At 64.0% G+C, this 20,042-nt stretch carries 15 protein-coding genes and 1 pseudogene; 9 read left to right on the top strand and 7 right to left on the bottom strand.

Annotated features, from left to right (window positions below; all coding sequences use genetic code 11):
* Positions 1–142 precede the first annotated feature (142 nt).
* On the bottom strand, positions 143–1,612 hold the full coding sequence (locus tag ACIPY2_RS21695; protein WP_400268474.1) for a PucR family transcriptional regulator: 1,470 nt from the start codon (positions 1,610–1,612) through the stop codon (positions 143–145).
* A gap of 108 nt (positions 1,613–1,720) precedes the next feature.
* Between ACIPY2_RS21695 and ACIPY2_RS21690 the strand changes: the two genes are divergently transcribed.
* Both ACIPY2_RS21690 and ACIPY2_RS21685 read left to right on the top strand, forming a co-directional pair.
* Positions 1,721–3,262, top strand: a complete 1,542-nt coding sequence (locus tag ACIPY2_RS21690) for a purine-cytosine permease family protein (RefSeq protein WP_400268473.1) — start codon at positions 1,721–1,723, stop codon at positions 3,260–3,262.
* A 22-nt stretch (positions 3,263–3,284) separates the two neighbouring features.
* Positions 3,285–4,232 carry a polysaccharide deacetylase gene (locus ACIPY2_RS21685; protein ID WP_400268472.1) on the top strand — a complete coding sequence of 316 codons (948 nt, stop codon included), beginning with the start codon at positions 3,285–3,287 and terminating at the stop codon, positions 4,230–4,232.
* 74 nt (positions 4,233–4,306) lie between these two features.
* On the opposite strand, the gene ACIPY2_RS21680 is transcribed toward ACIPY2_RS21685, so the two are convergent.
* The 3 genes from ACIPY2_RS21680 to ACIPY2_RS21670 form a co-directional block, all read right to left on the bottom strand.
* Positions 4,307–4,807, bottom strand: a complete 501-nt coding sequence (locus ACIPY2_RS21680; protein WP_400268471.1) for a DUF456 domain-containing protein — start codon at positions 4,805–4,807, stop codon at positions 4,307–4,309.
* 84 nt (positions 4,808–4,891) lie between these two features.
* Positions 4,892–6,094, bottom strand: a complete 1,203-nt coding sequence (locus tag ACIPY2_RS21675) for an NADP-dependent malic enzyme (RefSeq protein ID WP_400268470.1) — start codon at positions 6,092–6,094, stop codon at positions 4,892–4,894.
* Positions 6,095–6,375: 281 nt separating this feature from the next.
* Positions 6,376–6,984, bottom strand: a complete 609-nt coding sequence (locus ACIPY2_RS21670) for a TetR/AcrR family transcriptional regulator (protein WP_400268469.1) — start codon at positions 6,982–6,984, stop codon at positions 6,376–6,378.
* Between the two features lie 201 nt (positions 6,985–7,185).
* Here ACIPY2_RS21670 and ACIPY2_RS21665 point away from each other — a divergent pair, with 201 nt between their 5' ends.
* From ACIPY2_RS21665 to ACIPY2_RS21645, 5 genes are all read left to right on the top strand, one after another.
* Entirely contained in the window at positions 7,186–8,313 is a 1,128-nt protein-coding gene (locus ACIPY2_RS21665) for an FG-GAP repeat domain-containing protein (RefSeq protein ID WP_400268468.1), read from the top strand.
* 51 nt (positions 8,314–8,364) lie between these two features.
* The gene (locus ACIPY2_RS21660; protein ID WP_400268467.1) at positions 8,365–9,507 is read left to right on the top strand and encodes an FG-GAP repeat domain-containing protein; all 1,143 of its coding nucleotides are present in this window, start codon (positions 8,365–8,367) and stop codon (positions 9,505–9,507) included.
* Between the two features lie 157 nt (positions 9,508–9,664).
* Positions 9,665–11,869: an FG-GAP-like repeat-containing protein gene (locus ACIPY2_RS21655; protein WP_400268466.1), complete on the top strand. Its 2,205-nt coding sequence runs from the start codon at positions 9,665–9,667 to the stop codon at positions 11,867–11,869.
* 104 nt (positions 11,870–11,973) lie between these two features.
* A complete protein-coding gene (locus tag ACIPY2_RS21650) occupies positions 11,974–13,752 on the top strand; it encodes an FG-GAP repeat domain-containing protein (RefSeq protein WP_400268465.1) in 1,779 nt (592 codons plus the stop codon).
* Between the two features lie 14 nt (positions 13,753–13,766).
* A complete protein-coding gene (locus tag ACIPY2_RS21645) occupies positions 13,767–14,099 on the top strand; it encodes a hypothetical protein (protein ID WP_400268464.1) in 333 nt (110 codons plus the stop codon).
* Positions 14,100–14,104: 5 nt separating this feature from the next.
* Here ACIPY2_RS21645 and ACIPY2_RS21640 read toward each other — a convergent pair whose 3' ends face one another.
* Positions 14,105–15,430 (bottom strand): MFS transporter, encoded by a 1,326-nt coding sequence (locus ACIPY2_RS21640; protein ID WP_400268463.1) that lies wholly within the window; start codon positions 15,428–15,430, stop codon positions 14,105–14,107.
* 156 nt (positions 15,431–15,586) lie between these two features.
* Between ACIPY2_RS21640 and rraA the strand changes: the two genes are divergently transcribed.
* On the top strand, positions 15,587–16,060 hold the full coding sequence (gene rraA, locus ACIPY2_RS21635; protein WP_400268462.1) for a ribonuclease E activity regulator RraA: 474 nt from the start codon (positions 15,587–15,589) through the stop codon (positions 16,058–16,060).
* Positions 16,061–16,193: 133 nt separating this feature from the next.
* Positions 16,194–17,846: an MDR family MFS transporter gene (locus tag ACIPY2_RS21630; RefSeq protein ID WP_400268461.1), complete on the top strand. Its 1,653-nt coding sequence runs from the start codon at positions 16,194–16,196 to the stop codon at positions 17,844–17,846.
* 103 nt (positions 17,847–17,949) lie between these two features.
* On the opposite strand, the gene ACIPY2_RS21625 is transcribed toward ACIPY2_RS21630, so the two are convergent.
* Both ACIPY2_RS21625 and ACIPY2_RS21620 read right to left on the bottom strand, forming a co-directional pair.
* Entirely contained in the window at positions 17,950–19,398 is a 1,449-nt protein-coding gene (locus ACIPY2_RS21625) for an aromatic amino acid lyase (RefSeq protein ID WP_400268460.1), read from the bottom strand.
* 260 nt (positions 19,399–19,658) lie between these two features.
* Positions 19,659–20,042: pseudogene (locus ACIPY2_RS21620) on the bottom strand (urocanate hydratase); the annotation flags it as partial.

Here is a 20,042-nt window from a genome sequence, read left to right as displayed (position 1 = left end):
AGGGAATAACAAAATCCATGACGGACCTTTCCCCGCCCTGTGCGTCAGACCGCAAGCGACACACAACCTGTCACACGACAGCCTGACACACAGGGCCGCAACGGCGAACCGGGCAGCGGTCCCGCGATTTCGCGTTAATGGGCTAAAGCCGTGCCAACCTGGTAGCCAGATGCAGCCCCGCCAGCCGTCCGGTACCACGCGGGTCTCCCCCGCAGAGCTCGAAGATCCGCTGCAGCCGGTGATGCATGGACTGGCGCTCCAGATGCAGTTCGCGGGCAGCCTGCGCCGTATTGCACCCCGAATCCAGCCACACGGTCAGTGTGGCCAAGAGGCCGGACCGCCTCAAACGGTCGTGCTCGACGACGGCGCCCAACTGCCGCTCCACGAAACTTTCCCGTACCACCGGGTCCAAGTACGGGCCCGCCAGAAGCTCGACGGCGAACGCCTCGGAATCCGCAAATCCGTCCCCCGAACACGGCAAGTCGAGTGTCCGTCGCGCTTCCGCCAGCGACCACGGCGCCTCATCGATCCCCATTCCGAGGGGGCCAACAGCCATGGACGAACCTGCGGGCATTTCGAGGGAGCGCAGAGCTTCCAGCAACGCCGCGCGGCCTGCCTTTCCCTCTGAAGGCAAGGCAGCGAGCGCAATCAGCTCGGCGTTGTCCGCATAGCTTGCACTGTGGGCCACCCGCGTGTTCAGCAGTTCGTCCACTGCGGCGCGCAGTTGCCCGGCTCCTGTCGAGCGGATAACGACGGCGGCCACCGCGCCGTTGACCGCAAAGCCGGCGGCCGGACCGAGTTGCTGCAATTGCCACGACTGGCTTCCGGAATTGATGGCCCGCATGAGCTCGATCCCTGCGAGCTCCTTCAGCCCCGGCGGCATGCGTTGCATGAGGGCCAACCCCAGGATGTCCACCGACCGTTCCCCCGCCACGCGCGCCAGCCCCGGGTCGCCGCCGTCGGGCACGTGCAGTTCAAGGCGGGCGGCCAGCACTCCCCGCACCGGCACGTCCACTATGGCTACCTCGCCGTCGTCGTCGGCAGCCAGCGGCCCCGCGGCACCAAGCGTGAGGCCCGACGGCGAGACCAACCTGGCGCCGACGGCGGCCTTTTCCGCCAGCACGGCAAGGAGTTGGTCGAGTCCGCCACCGTGGGCGAGTTCTGCAGCCATGGCGTGGCTCGCTTGGTCTCCGCGTTGGAGCTGCGCCACCGATTCGCTGACCAGGAGGGAGTTGATTTCCTGCATCACGCCGACGAACGGGACCACGTGCCGCAGCTCGACGACCGGCAAACCGGCAGCGCTGGCCGCTTCCAGCATGGCAGCCGGGACCGAGGGCAGGGCAGGCCCGGTCTCCAATGCCAAGGCCGCGATTCCGCGGGCGGCAAGTTCCCTGACGTAGTCAACCTGCCGTGCGGCGCCAACACCGGCAAGTGCCTGGCCACCACTGAGCAGGAGTTCCCCGCCTTGCAGGAGCGGCGCAATGTCCAGGACTTCGCTCGAGTGCACCCAGCGGACGGTCCGCAGCAGGGCGTCCGGCACATCCGTCAGGAGCAGCGGTTGGGCGGCTTGGAGGCTTTGGTGCGCCAAGGCATCGCGAAGGAGAAGTGGCATGACACTCCGTCATCTCATGGTCGAATCTATTAGACACATCGTATCTTGTTGCTGTGATGTGGCGCACATAATCTGAGAGTGTCCCTTTCACACACGGAGGCTCTCCCCATGCAAGACAACCTCTCCCCCGCGCATCCAGAACCAGCCACCCCTGGTCAGGCGCCGTCGGGTCCGGCAACGGCGCCGGGCCACGACAGCGAAGCCTGGCTGCAGCCCATTCCTGAGTCCGACCGCACCCGTCGCGTTTCCGGTCAATTCTGGATCTGGGCCGGCGCCAACCTCGCTCCCATCAACTGGGTGCTCGGCGCCCTCGGAATCCACCTCGGCTTGGGCTTCGCGGACACCGTTACGGTCCTCGTCCTGGGAAACCTGATCGGCATGCTGCTCTTTGGCTGTTTCGTGCTCCTCGGCCAGAAAACAGGTGCCACGGGCATGGTGCTGGCGCGCGCAGCTTTTGGCCGACGCGGCAACTACCTGCCCGCCGCCATCCAGGCCCTCCTGGTCATCGGATGGTGTGCCGTCAACACCTGGATCATCCTGGACCTGGTCATGGCCCTCTTCGGAACGCTGGGTTGGGTGGATCCAAACGCCCACAACTACGGCTGGAAGATCGGCGTAGCAACGGCGATCATGGCCGCACAGGTGGCGATCGCGTGGTTCGGTTACAAGGCCATTGCAGCCTTCGAACGCTGGACCGTTCCGCCCACCATCATCATCCTGGCAGTCATGTCCGCAGTGGCGTGGTTCGGGATGAAGATCGACTGGGGCTATGCGGGTCCAGCAGGCAACATCCTGGAGGGCTCTGAACGTATTGCCGCGATGAGCGCGGTCATGACAGCAATCGGCATCGGCTGGGGCATCACCTGGTTCACCTACGCTGCTGATTACTCGCGCTTTGTCAGCACGTCCGTTCCCAAGCGGAAGGTGTACCTCGCCTCGGTCCTTGGCCAATTCATTCCCGTCGTGTGGCTCGGTGTCCTCGGCGCCAGCCTGGCAACCAACAGCGGTGAGATCGACCCGGGCAAACTCATCGTCCAGAACTTCGGAGTCCTTGCCCTTCCAGTTCTCCTGATGGTGCTGCACGGCCCCATCGCCACCAACATCCTGAACATCTACACGTTTTCCGTGGCAACCCAGGCCCTGGACATCAACATCAACCGCCGGAAGCTGAACCTCTTCGTAGGTGTCTTCTCCCTGGCCGCCGTCATCTTCTTCATCTTCCAGGAGGACTTTGCCTCCGTGCTCGACGCTTGGTTGATCGGCCTGGTTGCCTGGGTGGCGGCCTGGGGCGGGGTGATGCTGGTGCATTACTTCTGGCTCGAGAAGCGTTGGCCGGCCAAGGTGGAACGCCTCTTCGACGGGGTCGGCACGCACAGGCTCCCCGTGGTGAATTGGGCCGGAATCACGTCATTGCTTGTTGGCATCTTCGCCACCTGGCTGTTCATGTACGGCCTGATCCCCATCATGCAGGGTCCGATCGCCGTGGCCCTTGGGGGCTGGGACCTCTCGTGGCTTGCCGGAGGACTGACCAGCGCCGCAGTGTATGCAGTCCTTGGCCCGCGGGCACACCGGAAGTACGTCCTCGCCGACAGCAACCACGTCTCCGTCACGCAGCCCGCTCCAACCAGCACCCCCGAACCGGCAGCCTAGCTGCTCCTTGGAAGGATCCACTATGAACCAGCCCGCTTTCGCGGACTCCCTGCACTCGATCACGTGGCCCGAGGGCTTCCGGGCCGCAGCCTCGTTTACCTTCGACGTCGACGCCGAGTCCTGCACCATCGCCCACGATCCGGCAAGCACCCGGCGCATGTCGCTCATGAGCCATCAGTCCTATGGACCGAAGATTGCCGTGCCACGCCTGCTTCAGATCCTGGACCGCCAGGACATCAAGGGCACGTTCTTCATTCCCGGTTTCACGGCCGAAAGCTACCCTGACATCGTCCGCCGCATCGCCGACGGCGGCCACGAAATCGCCCACCACGGCTACCTCCACGAACCCATGCAGGGCATCGACGCCGCCACCGAGGCCAGTTACCTCGACCGGGGCCTGGAAGCCCTGGACAAGGTGGCCGGAGTCAGGCCCGTCGGCTTCAGGGCGCCGTGGTGGGAGCTGAACTGGCACACCCCGGCACTCCTGGCCGACCGTGGATTCCTCTACGATTCGAGCCTGCTCGACGGCGATGCCCCCTACCGCCTGGCCGCCGCCGAGGGCGATTCCCGGGACATCGTGGAAATCCCCGTGGACTGGGCGCTGGATGACTGGGAGCAGTACGGCTTCTATCCGGGAGTGACCGGCAGCGGAGTCATTGAAAGCCCGGCCAAGGCCCTGGAAATGTGGACCCTCGAGGCCGAAGCCCACCACTCCCAGGGCAGTTGCTTTGTCCTGACCAACCACCCCTTCATTTCGGGACGGCCATCCAGGGCCGTGGCCTTGGAACAGCTGATCGAGCGGGTCAAAGGCCTCGACGGCATGTGGGTCGCCACCCTCGAAGAGATCGCCCGGCACACCGCGGACACCATCCAGGAAGTCCACACGCACGCCCGGATCGACGTTCCGCTCTTCCCGGGGGCCGGCGCCACGTTCCGTCCGGCGCGGGTGAAGGTTCCGTCCCTCCGCTGATCCTCAGGGATGGCATTTGATGACAGTACGCCCGTGCCCGGCACCGTTCATCGAGTGCCATCCCGCAGGCGCGCTCAGGTGACGGCGTCGATCCACAAACCGATGACCCAGGTGCTCGCCGCAGCACAGGCCAGGCCCAACTCCACGAGGATTCCGATTCCCGTGGCTTTGAGCGCCGCACCACTGGACCGGAGCGCCGTGCCGAAGTTCCGCGTCCGGAGCACCTCGCTGACCAGGAGCCCTGCGGCGAAGCCGACAAAGAGCCCGACCACCGGAATGACAAACATGCCCACGATTCCAAGCACGACGCCGATCAGCACCGAGCGGTTGGGAATGCCGTGCTGCTTCAGCTTTCGTCCGGTCAACACAGCGCTGGCGGCCATCCCCGAAATAACAAAGACAATTCCGATGCCGAAGACCACCCAGCCCAGCGTTCCCGCGCCGCCCCAGATCGCCCAGGCCAGCAAGCTCACGCCTATGAGGATGCTGCCGGGCAGTACGGGGACGATGACCCCGGCGACACCCACGGCAATGGCCAGGCCGCAAATAATGGTCACGATCAGTTCGGCGTTCATGGCCCAAGTCTAGGTACGAAAGAACGACGGCGACGCTCCCCAGCACGGGAGCGTCGCCGTCGTCGGTCTTGCAGGTAGCGGCCGCTACTCAGCCACTGCGGCGGCGACAGCCGCGGTGACAGCCGGGGCCACGCGGGCATCCAGCGGGCTCGGGACAATGTAGTCCGCGGAGAGCTCGTCCTCGGCCAGTTCGGCAATGGCGCGGGCAGCGGCGATCTTCATTTCCGAGGTGATGCGGCGGGCGCCGGCATCCAGGGCTCCGCGGAAGATACCGGGGAAGGCCAGGACGTTGTTGATCTGGTTCGGGAAATCGCTGCGGCCGGTGGCAACAACCGCGGCGTGCTTGCGGGCAACCTCGGGCAGGACCTCGGGGTCCGGGTTGGAGAGCGCGAACACGATCGACTGGTCGTTCATGAGCTGCAGGTGCTCCTCGGCCAGCTTGGAAGAGGAAACACCCACGAACACGTCTGCACCCGTGAGGGCCTCGGCGGGGCCGCCGGTGACGCCGCGGGGGTTGGTGCGCTGTGCGAAACGCGCCTTGACGCTACCGGAATCAGCCACGAGGTCGGCGCGCTCGGCGTTGATGACGCCCTTGGAGTCGAGCAGCACCACGTCCTTGATGCCCACGGCCAGCAGGATCTCGGCGATCGCGATGCCTGCGGCGCCCGCACCCGAGATAACGACCTTCAGGCCTTCGATTTCGCGGTTGGTCACCTTGGCAGCGTTGGTCAGTGCCGCAAGAACCACGACGGCGGTGCCGTGCTGGTCATCGTGCATGACGGGGACGTCGAGGGCTTCGATAAGGCGCTCTTCGAGTTCGAAGCAGCGGGGAGCTGAGATGTCTTCGAGGTTCACGGCACCGAAGCTCGGGCGGAGGCGAACGAGGGTCTCGATGATCTCGTCAACGTCGGTGGTGTTGAGCACCAGCGGGATGGAGTCGAGGTCGCCGAAGGTCTTGAAGAGGGCGGACTTGCCTTCCATGACCGGGAGCGAAGCGCTGGGGCCGATGTTGCCCAGGCCAAGTACGGCGGTGCCGTCGCTGACCACAACCACCAGGCGCTCAGCCCAGGTGTGCGTACGGGCAAGCTTGGGATCGGCGTGGATTGCGCGGCTGACCTGCGCAACGCCGGGGGTGTACGCGATGGAAAGGTCGCGCTTGTCGTTCAGGGGGACCGTGCTGGTGACAGTCAGCTTGCCGCCTTCGTGGGCCTTGAAGATTTCCTCTTCGGTCAGCACGAGGGCCGTCTGGTTGTCGGTTGCTTCGGTTTCGATTGTCTCGATGGACACGTCTTTGTCTCCTCAGGCTAGCCGTGGACCCACGGCGTGGTGAATGGCAGGGACAGAACTGCGGTCAGGGCCAAGGGTGGCTGGCCCGGCGGTGAGTCTGAAAGGTAGGGCTGCTAGCCGCTTCGGTGTTTCCAGCCTAGGGAACAACCGGAGGTAAAAGATTCAATACCAAGAGAGACGATTCAGGAGTAAAACGTTCAACCTGCGGAAAGTGTGACTCAGGTCATGGGAAAACAACCGTTTTCAGGGGTATCCGGTCTAGACCAGCGGAACTTGTAGGGTCATTCGCCCGTGAGCAGCGAGCACGCCTTCTTGAGGTCCTTCTCCGCTTCGAAGAGCGACAACCTGCGGCAACGGACCGCTTGGACCAAGCCACTCACCAAGTGCAGCAGGATGCGGGCTTTGACAGTGTCGTTCCCTGAATCCTTGCTGAGGGAGCCGACCACTTCCTCGGACAGCGCATCGATCTCGCGCAGCAACTGGGCTGTATCGGTGTCCTTGCCGGCGGGACGGATGAGGCAATGCTCAACGCCTGGCTGCATGACGCGGAGGTGGAAGATTTCCATCATCAGGCCTGCGAGCGCGTGGCCCTTCCCCTCCCGCCGCCGCACGCCGTCGCGCAGTTCCCGCAACTGCTGCCGGTAGACAGCCAGCATGAGATGCGCCGTGGACGGAAAGTACCGGTACAGCGTCCCCAGCGGCACGTCCGCACGCGCGGCAACGTCCGACAAACTCAGGGTGTCGAACTGCCGCTGGGCGAACCCGGCCGCGGTCTTCAGGATGCGGGCATACCGAAGGAGCTGCCGCGGCGTGGTGGGCGCGGCAGCCATGCGAGGCAGCCCTGTAGTCAGATCCAGGGAGTACGGTTCCAGTGAATTTGCTGCAGACATCTCCGGCGATCTCTTGGGAAGCTGGCAAGGAAACGGCCGGCCGGGCAAGACCCGGGCTGGCCGATCGCATCAATGATACGGGAGCAAAATGACCGTTTCCTGAGAGCCGCTCAAAGCCATCCGATGCCGCTCCCCGGATTCACGCGCGCCTGCCCATAAACTTCAGTGGGGTTTCAGCGTCAGCACACGGAGGGAAGAGCAATGGGGACAGTACGACGGCGGGTGGCCGCAGCACTGCTGGGTGCCGCTTTGGCAACCATGGCACTGGGTCAATTGCCGGCGTCGGCGGCCCCGAGCAACGGGCCTGACCCTGTGGTGAACGGCCAGCCTTTCGTGGGCAATACGCTGACAACGGACATCGGGCCGTACACGTTCTATGGCTGCGGCGGCGGAAAGGGTCCGGACTTCACCATTTACTGGACCCGGGACGGGTTCCTGGTTGCCGGCGAGACCGGCCGGACCTACGTGCTCCAGCAGGACGACATAGGCGGGCGCATGGCCGCGCACCTGACGGCGAGCAAGACCGCTTGCTCCGGCGAAACGCTGCATAGTAACGAAACCGCGCCGGTTGGCGCTGTGAACCGCGCCGCAGGTTTCACGGGCAGGTCCTTCGAACTCCTGGCCCGCGGCTCCGACGGTTCGCTTTCGCTCTATGGACGCACGGGGACGGCCTGGGATGCCGCCCGGACAGTGGGTTGGGGATGGAACATCTTCACCGCGGTCCTCTCCCCCGGCGACTTCGACGGTGACGGCAAGGGCGACGTGATCGCGCGCGATTCCTCCGGCGCGTTGTATCTGTATGCCGGGGACGGGACAGGAGGCTGGAAACCCGCCAAGACAATCGGGCAAGGGTGGAACGTTTTCGATTCCATCGTCAGCCCCGGCGACTTCAACGGTGACGGCACCAATGACATCCTCGCCCGCGAGCCCGGCGGCGCCCTTTATCTGTACCCCGGCAATGGTTCCGGAGGCTGGTTGCCGCGCATCGCCGTCGGGCAGGGCTGGCAGGTCATGGACACCCTGCTGACGCCAGGCGACTTCAATGGCGACGGCAAAGTGGACGTTCTGGCCAGGGACCGCAACGGCTACTTGTATTTCTACGGCGGAAACGGCGCGGGCGGTTGGACCCGGTCCTGGCTGATCGGCGTCGGCTGGAACAGCCTGAAGCTTGCCGGGGCTGCCGGCGACTTCGATAAGGACGGCTTCCCCGACGTCTACGGCGTCGATACGCAGGGCCGGCTGGTGGTCTATTACAGCGACGGGCGGACCGGATGGCGCGGTTCCCAAGTGGCCGGCAGTGGATGGGGCGGATTCACAGCGATCTTCTAGCCATATCCCAGTCGCGGTACCATTAACCGCACAAAGTCTGGGGAGGACACCATGTACGCTTCATCACGCCCGACGTCCGGCGTGCGCCGAGTGGTCGCCGGAATCGCCGCCGCTGCCATAGCCTCCATCGCTTTCGCAGTGGCACCTGCCGTCGCAACCATGGATCCGGATAAGCCGGTGATTCACGGTGCGCCCTTTGTGGGTTCGACTCTCAGCGTCGAAATCGAGCAGGGCTCCTTCAGCGGCTGTGGCGCTGCCGCCGGCCCCGACTACAGCATCTACTGGACACGTGACGGCGTCTTGGCTTCCAGGCAGTGGCCCAATTACGTCGTTACCGACGCGGACCAGGGGGCGACAATTGCCGCGCACCTCGTGGCCAGCCAGAACGGGTGCGATCCCGTAGAAGTGTCCAGCGACGAAACGGCTCCCATTTCCGCGTCCAACCGCGCCAACGGTTTCACGGGGCGCGGCGCATTCGAACTGCTCGCCCGGCGCTCCGACGGCACGCTCATGCTGTATCCGCGCGTCAACAACATCTGGGAATCCCCGCGAACCGTTGGACCAGGCTGGAACGGGTTCAACTCCGTCCTGTCCCCCGGCGACTTCACCGGCAACGGCACCAACGATGTCCTGGCCCGCGACTCCTCCGGACGGCTCTTCCTGTACGAAGGAACGGGAAACGGCGGCTTCCAGGCGGGGCGCCAGATCGGCAGCGGCTGGAACGGCTTCACGTCGATCGTGGCACCCGGCGATTTCAACGGCGACGGAAACAACGACGTCCTGGCGCGCGACGGTTCAGGCAACCTCTACCTGTATCCGGGCAATGGCCAGGGCGGCTGGCTGAACCGCTCCTTGATAGGCACCGGCTGGAACGTGCTGAACCAAATCATCACCCCGGGCGACTTCAACGGGGACGGAAACGTTGACGTCCTTGCCCGCGACACCTCCGGCAACCTGCGCCTCTACAAGGGCAACGGCAGTGGCGGGTGGAACGGGTCCGCGACCATCGGTTGGGGCTGGGGCAGCATGGCAAGCATCGCAGCCGCCGGCGACATCGACGGAAACGGCAACGTGGACGTATTCGCCGTTGACGGCTCCGGGCAGCTGCTGGCCTACTACGGTGACGGCGATGGCGGCTGGAACGGGTCCGGCATCATCGGTTGGGGATGGAACGGGTTCAACGCCGTCTTCTAAGCCGATATCGGTTGCTTTTGGGACGTGACTTGTCTTTTGCCGGAAATTTTGTCAGGAAATTCCCAGCTTTCTGATTCCTCCATGTACTCTCATCTCACTTACACCCGCCGGTTGTCTGTGGCCGGCTCGATTTGGGGGAACCATGGGGAGCACTCCTGTGCGATTTCTGACTGTGTCCAGGCCTGTCCGCGCGCTTTTGCTCGGGATGGTGATCGCCTTGGTTGCCCTCTTGTTGACTCCGGCCTCTCCCGCCCAGGCCGCAGGACCCGTCCTCTCGACTTTCGCCCGCACCTCGCCGGCGACCGTCGACGCCGGAGCTCCGGTCAGCTTCGCATTCACCACCTCCACCGCAGTCAAACGGGTTGAGGTCAGCCTCCGCAGCGCGGCCGGCTCCCACACCCTCGCCTGGACATCATCCGCGGGGGCCACGAACGGCTCGGTCACCGGAGTTGCGTCTGCCTCATCGTGGCCGAACGGATCCATCGAGGTCAGCTTTGTCCAAGTGATCACCACGGCCGGGGCATCCCAGGTGTACTACCGAGGCGGCAGTGTCTACCCGCCAGGCACGGGAGCATCCCCGTTCGGCGACCCCGCAGCGCAGGATTTCAGGATCAACAACCCGTTGCTGCCCTATTCAGCATCTGTTCCGACGGCACTGACCCCCGTCAAGACCAGCTTTACACCGGGTCAGGGTGCGCAAGTGCAGGTGAAACTCTCGCAAGTGGCGCAGGAAGTCCGGCTCATTTATCGCGATGCGTCCGAGGTCACCACTTTTGAGCTCGTCTGGGCAGGCAACCCTGCACCTGGCCCGCTGACCGTTACCGCCTCGGGTGCGGTGACGGCAGCACAGGCATCGGGAAACTACACGCTTGACCGTGTTGTCATCTCCTACTTCGACGGCCTCGCCAAGGACACCTACCTCCGTGACGGCACCCTTGAGCGCACGGCGCCCGTTCCGCTCGGATCCGCGGCACGGGCTGTCCTTTCCAAGGGCGACTTCGCCGTGAACAACACCGCGAAGGTTCTGCAGAAGCTCAGCTACTCCGTTGCTCCTCGAATCGAGGGGGAGCTTGTCTACAACACCCGGCTCACGATCAACCGGGGTAGCTGGCCGGTTGAACCCGCCTTCTCGGACTTCCAGTGGTACCGCAACGGAACGGCGATCGACTACGCCCACGACGACACCTACCAGTCCAACATGACAACGGATCCCGGCAATCTGGTGTGGGTCAAAATGACGGTCCGGGCTCCGGGGTTTTTGCCAACGACTGCTTCGACAGACGTTTTCGGACCTATGCCGCGCCGTGTTTGGGTCAGCAACCTGCGCATTACAGGGGATGCCAGTGTGGGTGGTCGTCTCTGGCTTGATCACGGTCCGGCAGGGGTGGATCCGGAAGGCGGACAGCCTTCGTACACCTACGTGTGGAAGCGCAACGGCACCCCTATCCCGGGAGCGACCTCCAGGGATTACAAACTGACGACTGCCGACAAGGGAGTGATCATCACTGCGGGAGTGACGGCTCGATTCGATGCTGGATCGGTGGTCACCGAGGTTGTCGACCTCGTCGGTCCGGTGGCCGACAAGACCCGTGGCAAGGGATTCAATGCGGACGGCACCGGGGACATCTTTGCCCGTGACGGCGCAGGAAACCTGTGGCTCTACCCAAGCAATGGGACCGGCGGCTGGCTGCCGGCACAGCGGATCGGCCAAGGCTGGAACAGCTTCAACTCATTGTTTTCACCCGGTGACTGGGATGGCGACGGAAACGTGGACGTCATGGCCCGGGACGGCTCAGGAAGGCTCTTCCTTTATCAGGGCAACGGCCAAGGTGGTTGGCTGCGCGCATACCAAATCGGCCAAGGCTGGGGCTCCATGAAGGACATCGTGGCCCCGGGTGACTTCAACAGCGACGGCACCGCAGACCTGATCACCCGCGATGCGTCCAATGTCCTGTGGGTATATCCCGGTAACGGACGCGGCGGATTCCTCGCCCCCTACGTCCTCAGCCGTGGCTGGCAGGAGGGGGGCTGGCAAGAGTTCAATGCATTCATTTCGCCCGATTCGCGCATCATTTTCGCCCGCGACTCCCAAGGAAACCTGCGCAAGTACAACGGTGCGGGCAACGGCTACTTCTACGACAACGCTTGGACGCCAAACGCCTTCAGCTCCTATGCGGGCTACGGCTGGGAAGGATTCAGCCGCATCGGCGCACCGGGTGACTTCGACAGTGACGGAGTGCCTGAAGTGTATGGAATTTATCCAGACGGGCGGCTCACCATGTTCTACGGGCTGGGCCACGTTGCCCTTAAGCGCCAGGCAACCATCGGTTGGGGCTGGGGCGGATTTACTTCGGTCTTCTAGGCCACGGCCGCAACGACACACCACATGACACGGGGGACACCTTGAGCACTACCCATAAAGCAGGCAACCGGCCCCGGCCTGTTCTACTTCGCGCGCTTTCCGCCTTGACAGGACTCGCTCTGGCCGGGGCCGTGTTGGCCTGGGCGCCCCTCACGGCAGCGGAACCAGCCTCCGCGGCGGAACAACAAGTTCCAAAGTTGACGGCGGTAAAGCGTGTCTCGGCCGCTACGTTGGCCCCCGGCGGAAAAGTACAGATCGGGTTCACCCTGGCCGAGCGGGCGCAACGCGTCGAGTTCAATTACCGGGACGGGTCCCGGGTCACGGAAAACAAGGTCGTCTGGACGGGAACACCGGCCGCAGGCCCTCTGACGGCCAGCGCAACACTTACCCTGCCTGGTGACGTGTTCGATGGGCCCCAGACACTGCAGAGCGTCTTCGTAACCTACAGCGACGGTGACTGGCCGCGGGAAGTGTCCTACTACCGCGGCAGCAGCAATACTTATCCATTCCCGGTCGCCTGGGAATCGCTGGACTTTGCCGTGAACAATCCCACCAAGGTCCTGGCTCCCAACTCCGCTGAGACGCCGCCATCCCTCACCATTGGGGAATCCAACTATTCCTCGCCACGGTATGAAGTCCGCTACGGCACCTGGACTGCACCGCCGTCGTACTACGATCACGAGTGGTTCCGCGACGGTGTTCCAACCTCGGGGTTTGACGTACCCCAGAGCGTAGCCGGAACGGGCTCAGGCCTGACCCTTAGGCTCACAGCGTTCGCGGCGGGCCACCTGCCGGAGACGGTCGAAACCAAACCCTTTTACCTGGTCAGCGCTTCGACTCCGGTTATCTCGGGGCACCTGGCGGTCCGAGGCGTGGTGAAAGCAGTATTTGACCCCGCCAGCATCAAGGGGCTCCCAGCGGGAGCCAAACCGACGTTCAGCTATCAGTGGCTCCTGAACTACTCCGAGCCGATTCCGGGAGCAACGGGCGCCACGTATTCCCCCAAGCCGTCCGACGCAGGGAAACCGCTCGGCGTCGCCGTCGTCATTCGCTACGCAGGCAGCATCGTTGGCCTGATAACCAACCCCGGCTATTCAACCGCGGTGAAATACCAATCCCTGCTCCGCGACTTCGATGGTGATTCCAGGCCCGACGTCCTGACGAGGAAACCGAACGGCACCCTGACGCTCTTCGCAGGCGGCACATACGGCGCGTTTGCCGCTGGCAGCAAGGACATCGGCTGGGGCTGGGGTGACTTCACAGCGTTGCTCTCACCCGGTGACTTCGACGGCGACGGCAACATGGACGTCATGGCCCGGGACAAATCCGGACAGTTATGGCTTTACCGCGGCAACGGAAAAGGTGGCTGGCTTGGCTCTTCCGTCGTTGGCACAGGTTGGGGAAGTTTCGCCGAGATCATCCCCGCGAGCGACTTCAACGGTGACGGAAGCAGCGATCTCCTGGCCCGGGATCCGCAGGGCAGGCTCTTCCTGTTCCCCGGTAACGGACGGGGCGGATGGCTGCCGTCCTCCCAGGTGGGGCAGGGGTGGAGCGGCTTCAACAAAATCTTCAGCCCGGGCGACTTCAGCGGGGACGGCGTCTCGGATCTCCTTGCGCGCAGTACCGACGGCAAGCTCTACGCCTACTACCCCGACGGGAAGGGTGGGTGGAACTCGTCAAGATTGCTGGCCGGAAACTATTCTTCCAGCCGTTACATGGGCGGCCTGGGTGGATTCAATACCTCGGACTCCTACAACTACTTCTTCAGCGTCACGGACCAAGGGGTGTTCCGAACGGAGCAGATGGGTTCTGAGCTGTACAGCTACTATCGCCAAACTCAAGAGCCCGGCAGTGGTTGGGGCTACCTGACCGCAGTCTTCTGATGAATGGGGAAAACATGGAAAACACTCCTTTACGCCGTGCCGGCTCTTGGCTGGGGGCATTAACCGCAGGGGTCCTGCTGATCGGAGGGCTCGCTGCCGCACCCACGGCTCAAGCCCTGCCAACGTTTGTGCCCGCACGCACGGTGTACATGGGCCAGCCGAAGCTGAATGGCGACCCCACAGTAGGGGGGATCCTGAAGGCGGAGCTCGGCGGCTACGCCCCTTTCGTCATCCCCGAGGGCGGAACGCCAAGCTTCAGCTACGCCTGGACCCGCGTCTACGGCTTCGGGTGGAAGGGCTCGCCGGTGGTCGGCTGGGGCTGGGGCGGCTTCACGGCGGTCTTCTAGGCCTGCTACGCGACGCTCTTGATCTTGACCACGAACACCGCGCCGAGCAGCCCGATCACTGCGGCGGCCACATACAGCGATATGTAGCCGCCCCAGTAAGCCACCAACGGAAACGCGATCCCCGGTGCGATCACCTGCGGAAGGGAGTTGGCGATATTGATGACACCCAGGTCCTTCCCACGGTCCAAAGCCGTGGGGAGGACCTGCGTGATGAGGGCAAAGTCAACGGCGAGGTAGGCACCGAATCCGATGCCGAGAACCAGCGCCCCCGCAAGCGCACCGATCCAGGTGGGCGCGAATGCCAGGATCAGCGACGCCACGGCGATGATCACGGACGACGCTATGACCAACGGCTTCCGCTTGCCCATCCTGTCGCTCAACCGCCCGCCCAGGACACTCGTGACAATCACCGTCAACGCGTAAAGCCCTGTCAGGACCAGGACCCCGAGGGCAGGATCGATGCCCTCGGTCTCCTTCAGATGCACGGCATCACTGAGGAAGAACAGCAGGTACAGGGTGACCATGTGGTTTCCGGTACTGACGAGCAAGCGGGTGAGCCATGCCCAGGCAAAGTCCGGGTACTTTCGCGGCGAGACCCAGAACCCCCGAACGAAGGCCACCACGCCCTTGAGGAACGGAACCATCCTGAACGGCGTGCGTTCCCGTGGCGGCAACGGCTCGTCGTCGTTCTTGAACAGGTAAAGCACGACGCCGGCGAGCAGCGCTGCGGCGCACAGCCAGTAGCCGAGGGCGAAGTTACCGGCAACGACGGCGGCGATCACCGCGCCAACCAGGATGCCGACCGTCTGGCCCATCGCGGCCAATCCGCCCACGGTCCCGCGCTGGGAAACCGGCACGCGGTCCGGGACAGCGGCCGTGATGGCGGCGTACATCCCGTTGGCTCCTGCCTGGACCGCGCACCAAAGCACCGTCATGACGGCAACATCCGGCGCGCCGGCTAGCGCCACCAAGGCTGCCGCACCAAGGATTGCGCCAAACAACACCCAGGGGACCCTGCGACCGTGGCGGGAGGTGGTGCGGTCGCTGAAGGCGCCGAACAACGGATTGGCCACAAGTGAAACTGCGGCCCCGCAGCCGGTCACGAGTGCGAGGATGGCTTCCTTCCCGCCCTCATCAAAGTGTGCTGCCTGCTGGCCCAGGAGGACTTGGAGTGGTCCGAAGAAGGCGGCATTGATTCCCAGGTTGACCAGGACAACACCGGTTACCCAGAGGGCCCGCACCCGCTCGACAGGTTCAGCCAGTGCCACGGTTGTCTTTGAGCGCTCAACGACAGGCTCCGGGACCGGCGCCGGCAGATCGGACAAGCTCATGGCAGTTCCCCCTGGTTCAGTGTTTGATTTCAGCCTAGCGCCCCGGGCAGTCTCCGGACTCGGTGTTTCCCGGGTTATCCACACAGGCCTGGACATGCCGTGCTTCCGGCCTCTCCCAACCGCTAGGGTGGCTTCAAACCCAGAAGGAGAAATCCATTGAACGAGCCCGTGAACACCGCCGACCTCTACGACGAGCGCGGCGAAGAACTCGAATCCATCTCCGTTCAGTTCCAGAACCTCGGAGGTAGGACGCACTTCAGCGGCCCCGTCCGTACCATCCGATGCTTTGAGGACAACGCCCTGGTGAAGACCGTCCTTGCAACCCCGGGCGAGGGCGCAGTGCTGGTGGTGGACGGCCACGCCTCCCTGCGGACCGCCCTCATGGGAGACATGATTGCCGAAAGCGCGGTGGCCAATGGCTGGGCCGGCGTCATCATTAACGGTGCCGTCCGCGATCGCGAGGCCTTGGTGCGACTCCCCCTCGGCATCAAGGCGCTGGGCAGCAACCCCAAGAAAAGCGCCAAGACAGGCGTGGGCGAGGTCGACGCGGACCTGGTGATAGACCGCGTCCGGATTCAGCCCGGCATGATGATCTACAGCGACCCTGACGGCATCCTCGTCGAACGCTGAAAGCACCACCCGGCAGTCTCGAAAAAGGGCACTTCGAAAAATTACTGTCACGCGGGGAATGAATCAGGCATTACGATAGTTACTGAAAGCAACTATCGTGCTTAATCCCCCGTCTGCCACCTCTGGAGAAGATATGTCCAATTCTGCGCCCGTTCGGGCTGCCGGTGAGGTGCTGACGCATCGTCAGACGCTCACCGTCATGGTGGGACTCATGCTCGGCATGTTCCTGTCCTCGCTTGATCAGACCATCGTGTCTACGTCCATCTACACCATTGCCAACGACCTCGACGGCCTGTCCCTTCAGGCCTGGGCCACCACGGCTTACCTGATCACCTCCACCGTGAGCACTCCGCTCTACGGCAAGCTCAGTGACATCTTCGGCCGTCGCCCGCTGTACCTCGCTGCCATCCTGATCTTCCTGGCAGGCTCCCTGTATGCGGGTTCGGTCCACTCGATGACCGAACTGGCCATCGCCCGCGGTGTTCAAGGCCTCGGCGCCGGTGGCTTGCTGGCCCTGGCGCTGACCATTATCGGCGACATCGTAGCTCTGAAGGACCGGGCCAAGTACCAGGGTTACTTCATGTCCGTCTTTGGCATCTCCTCCGTCCTCGGGCCGGTAATTGGCGGTGCCTTCGCCGGCGCTTCGAACATCCTCGGCTTCGACGGCTGGCGTTGGGTGTTCTTCATCAACCTGCCCATAGGCCTCGCTGCCCTGATTGTGGTCTTCCTGTTCCTCCACCTGCCTGCCCGCCACGTCAAGCAGAAGATTGACTACTGGGGTGCTGCTGCCATCACCCTGGCAATCGTTCCGCTGCTTCTGGTCGCCGAACAGGGCCGTGTCTGGGGTTGGACTTCGGGAGGCTCCTGGCTTTGCTACGGGCTGGGCCTCGTGGGCATCGCAGCATTCATCTTCATTGAGAAGCGTGCCGGCGACTACGCCCTGATCCCCCTCCGCCTTTTCGGGAACGCGACCTTCGGCCTGTCTTCCCTCCTGAACTTCATCATCGGTATCGGCATGTTCGGCGCCATCGCCATGCTCCCCATGTACCTCCAGTTGGTGAAGGGCCTCACGCCCACCGAAGCCGGCCTGATGATGATCACGTTTACCGTGGGCATCCTGTTTGGCTCCATCACTGCGGGCCGGACCATCTCTTCCTCGGGCATCTACCGCATCTTCCCGATCCTCGGCACGTTTGTCCTGGCAGGGGCCGCCGTGGTCATGGGCTTGGTTCTGGGTGTCGACACCGGCCTCTGGGTACCCGGTTTGATCGCCGTGTTCTTCGGCGTTGGCCTGGGCTTCTGCATGCAGCCCCTGACGCTGGCCATGCAGGTCTCCGTGCCACCGAAGGACATGGGCGTGGGTACGTCCACCGCGGCATTCTTCCGGTCCATGGGTGGGGCAGTCGGCACCGCTGTGTTCATCTCCATGCTGTTCAGCCTGGCCGCTGACAAGATCGCCGATGGCATGAAGACCGCCGCTGCCACCCCTGAGTACCAGGCCGTGCTGAAGGATCCCGCCGTTGCTTCCGATCCCGCGAACGCCAAGCTGTTCGATTTCTTCAAGAACGGCGCAAGCAACGACTCCCTCAACGACACCAGCTGGTTGCACGCTGCAAACAGCACGCTCACCCGGCCGATCACCGAGGGATTCGCCCAGGCCATTGACACTGTGATGCTCACGGCTGCCGGGCTCATGGTCCTCGCCTTCCTGATCAGCTTTGCGCTTCCCAACAAGAAGCTCACTGATCCCAAGTCCGCTGCAAAGGACTCTGTACCGGCCCACTAAGGCCGCATGGCACCAAAGAAAGGAGCGGCAGGCAGTCCTGGGAGACTGCCTGCCGCTCCTTTTTCACGAGACCACGTCAATACGGCCCTCGCGTGTTGCCGCTTCAGTAATTTTGCTGGACCAGCTCCGTGGCCGTTTCCACGTCGCTTCGAAGGTCGCGATCCTTCATGTCAGGTGACAAAGCAAAAGCTGCGGCCAACAGGTTCCGCACTTTCGCGTCTCCGAACTCCTCCGCTTGCCGCCCCTGAAGCCGGAGGGCACGGACGGCGCAGACAAGCTCGACGGCGGTGACGGTCTCCATGGCGTGCGCGGTGGACTGCAACTGCGCCGCCGCCAAACTTGCGAAGCTGGCGTCTTCCTCCGCCCCCAGGGAGAGGACCACGGTCTGCAGGCTCGCTGGCTGGGCGTTCGCCCGGATGCGACCCACGGCTGCTGCAGCCACGTATTCGAGCATCATGACGCCTGATTGGCCGGAACCGTCCTCTGCCAGGAACGGATGCTGACCCGTGTAGTCGGGGTCGCAAAGGAGATCAATCCTTCGGAGGTGTGTGGCGCAGGCCGCGCCAATGGCAAGGTTCACGGTGTCCAACCGCCTTGCCAGGTTGGTCATCTGGAACAGCCCATGATGCGCCACATCATTCGTACCCTCGGCCGGAAGTCCATGGACCAGGGGATTCTCGTTTCCGGCTACCACCAGCCTTTCCAAGAGTCCGCCCAAGGCGTCGAGTTCTTCAAGCTGCGAGCCGAAGACCTGCGGCAAGGTCCGGAGGCAATACGGATCCTGGATCCTCGCCGGTGTGCCGCTGCCCGCAACCAAAGACCGCAAGGTGTTGGCCGCCGTCGTGACAGCCGGACTGTCCGCAGCTGCGGCAACAGACGGACTTAGCGCCTCCGGGTTCCCTGCCATGGCAATGAAGGACAAACCCGCAACCGTCATGGCGCTCTCGAGCAACCTTGCCAGCCTTTGATGGGCAAGTACGCCTTGTGCGATGGTCAGCGCGCTTGAACTGATGAATGGCAGGGCGTCCGCCGTGGGCCAGGCCTCCAGCAGCGAAGGAGCAGCACCGCCGTGGAGTGGTTGGCGCTCTCCCAGCATGGTGAGGGCAGTCCCTGCGAGGGCAGGGAGGTCTGCTGTCCCGATTCCGCCGAACTCGCGGACTTCCGGTATGACGTCCGCGTTGATCATCCCGGCAAGCGCCTCTGCGATGACTGGGCTGATGCCCGACCCACCTGCGGCAAGCTGCGACAAGCGGACCACCATCATGGCCCGGACAGTACGTCGGTCCAGTGGTTTGCCGGCATCCACCGCGTGGCTTCGCAGAAGCTTCAAGCCATGCGTGTCGGCACCGTCCGCTTCGGCCAGGGTGACGGTCTTATTCGCGCCGACGCCCGTGGAGCGGCCGTAGACCGGTCGTCGGGAAGCCGTGGCCACCGCCGAGTCCTGCGACGCCGACATTCGTGCCAGCGCTTCGCTTGCCAGGCTGACGGGAGCACCGTCGGCGACGGAGACGATCTTTGCCAGGGCCAAATTGCGGCCGTCAATCTCGATCACGGACCGATCCTTTCACTCAAGGCGCTATGGAGGGCTGACCGCAGTTGTGGTTGCCGTGCGGGACACGGCAACCACAACTGTAGCTAGTCGGTTTCGGGGGCGAAACGGACTGGATTCCAGGCTTTCGGGGTCAGCCGAGGCGGGATCCGTGGGCAGGGAGCCGTATCCGCCCGCGCGGCCGACGCCGCCTGGGCCGATCCTGTCCATTTCGGTTCAGCCTCCGCAAACACCGGAGCTTGTGGGCTGGTGGACACTGTCACCTACTCGCTTTCCGGGGCCGCGCCGGTGGCGCCGTGGCCTTGCGAAAGCCGGGAGCCCGCCGCTTCCATGGGGATGCGGACGCCGCGTTCGTGGGCGACGTCGATGGCGCGGTCGTAGCCGGCGTCGGCGTGGCGGATCACGCCCATGCCGGGGTCGTTGGTCAGCAACGCGGTCAGTTTCGCGGCGGCCAACTCGGTGCCATCGGCCACGGAGACCTGTCCGGTGTGGATCGACCGGCCGATCCCGACGCCGCCGCCGTGATGGATCGACACCCACGTCGCACCCGAAGACGCCGCGGTCAGGGCGTTCAGCAGCGGCCAGTCAGCGATCGCGTCCGAGCCGTCCTTCATCGCTTCGGTTTCACGGTACGGGGACGCGACCGA

The sequence above is a fragment of the Paenarthrobacter sp. NPDC089675 genome, from assembly GCF_044749185.1.
Taxonomy (GTDB): domain Bacteria; phylum Actinomycetota; class Actinomycetes; order Actinomycetales; family Micrococcaceae; genus Arthrobacter.
This window is presented reverse-complemented; position numbering and strand designations above follow the sequence as displayed.

Coding starts and splice junctions, on each gene's coding strand:
- ACIPY2_RS21680 (WP_400268471.1), bottom strand. CDS start 4,807: ATGAACGCCGAACTGATCGTGACCATTATTTGCGGCCTGGCCATTGCC.
- ACIPY2_RS21645 (WP_400268464.1), top strand. CDS start 13,767: ATGGAAAACACTCCTTTACGCCGTGCCGGCTCTTGGCTGGGGGCATTA.
- ACIPY2_RS21670 (WP_400268469.1), bottom strand. CDS start 6,984: ATGTCTGCAGCAAATTCACTGGAACCGTACTCCCTGGATCTGACTACA.
- ACIPY2_RS21695 (WP_400268474.1), bottom strand. CDS start 1,612: ATGCCACTTCTCCTTCGCGATGCCTTGGCGCACCAAAGCCTCCAAGCC.
- ACIPY2_RS21640 (WP_400268463.1), bottom strand. CDS start 15,430: ATGAGCTTGTCCGATCTGCCGGCGCCGGTCCCGGAGCCTGTCGTTGAG.
- ACIPY2_RS21690 (WP_400268473.1), top strand. CDS start 1,721: ATGCAAGACAACCTCTCCCCCGCGCATCCAGAACCAGCCACCCCTGGT.
- ACIPY2_RS21660 (WP_400268467.1), top strand. CDS start 8,365: ATGTACGCTTCATCACGCCCGACGTCCGGCGTGCGCCGAGTGGTCGCC.
- ACIPY2_RS21665 (WP_400268468.1), top strand. CDS start 7,186: ATGGGGACAGTACGACGGCGGGTGGCCGCAGCACTGCTGGGTGCCGCT.
- ACIPY2_RS21630 (WP_400268461.1), top strand. CDS start 16,194: ATGTCCAATTCTGCGCCCGTTCGGGCTGCCGGTGAGGTGCTGACGCAT.
- ACIPY2_RS21685 (WP_400268472.1), top strand. CDS start 3,285: ATGAACCAGCCCGCTTTCGCGGACTCCCTGCACTCGATCACGTGGCCC.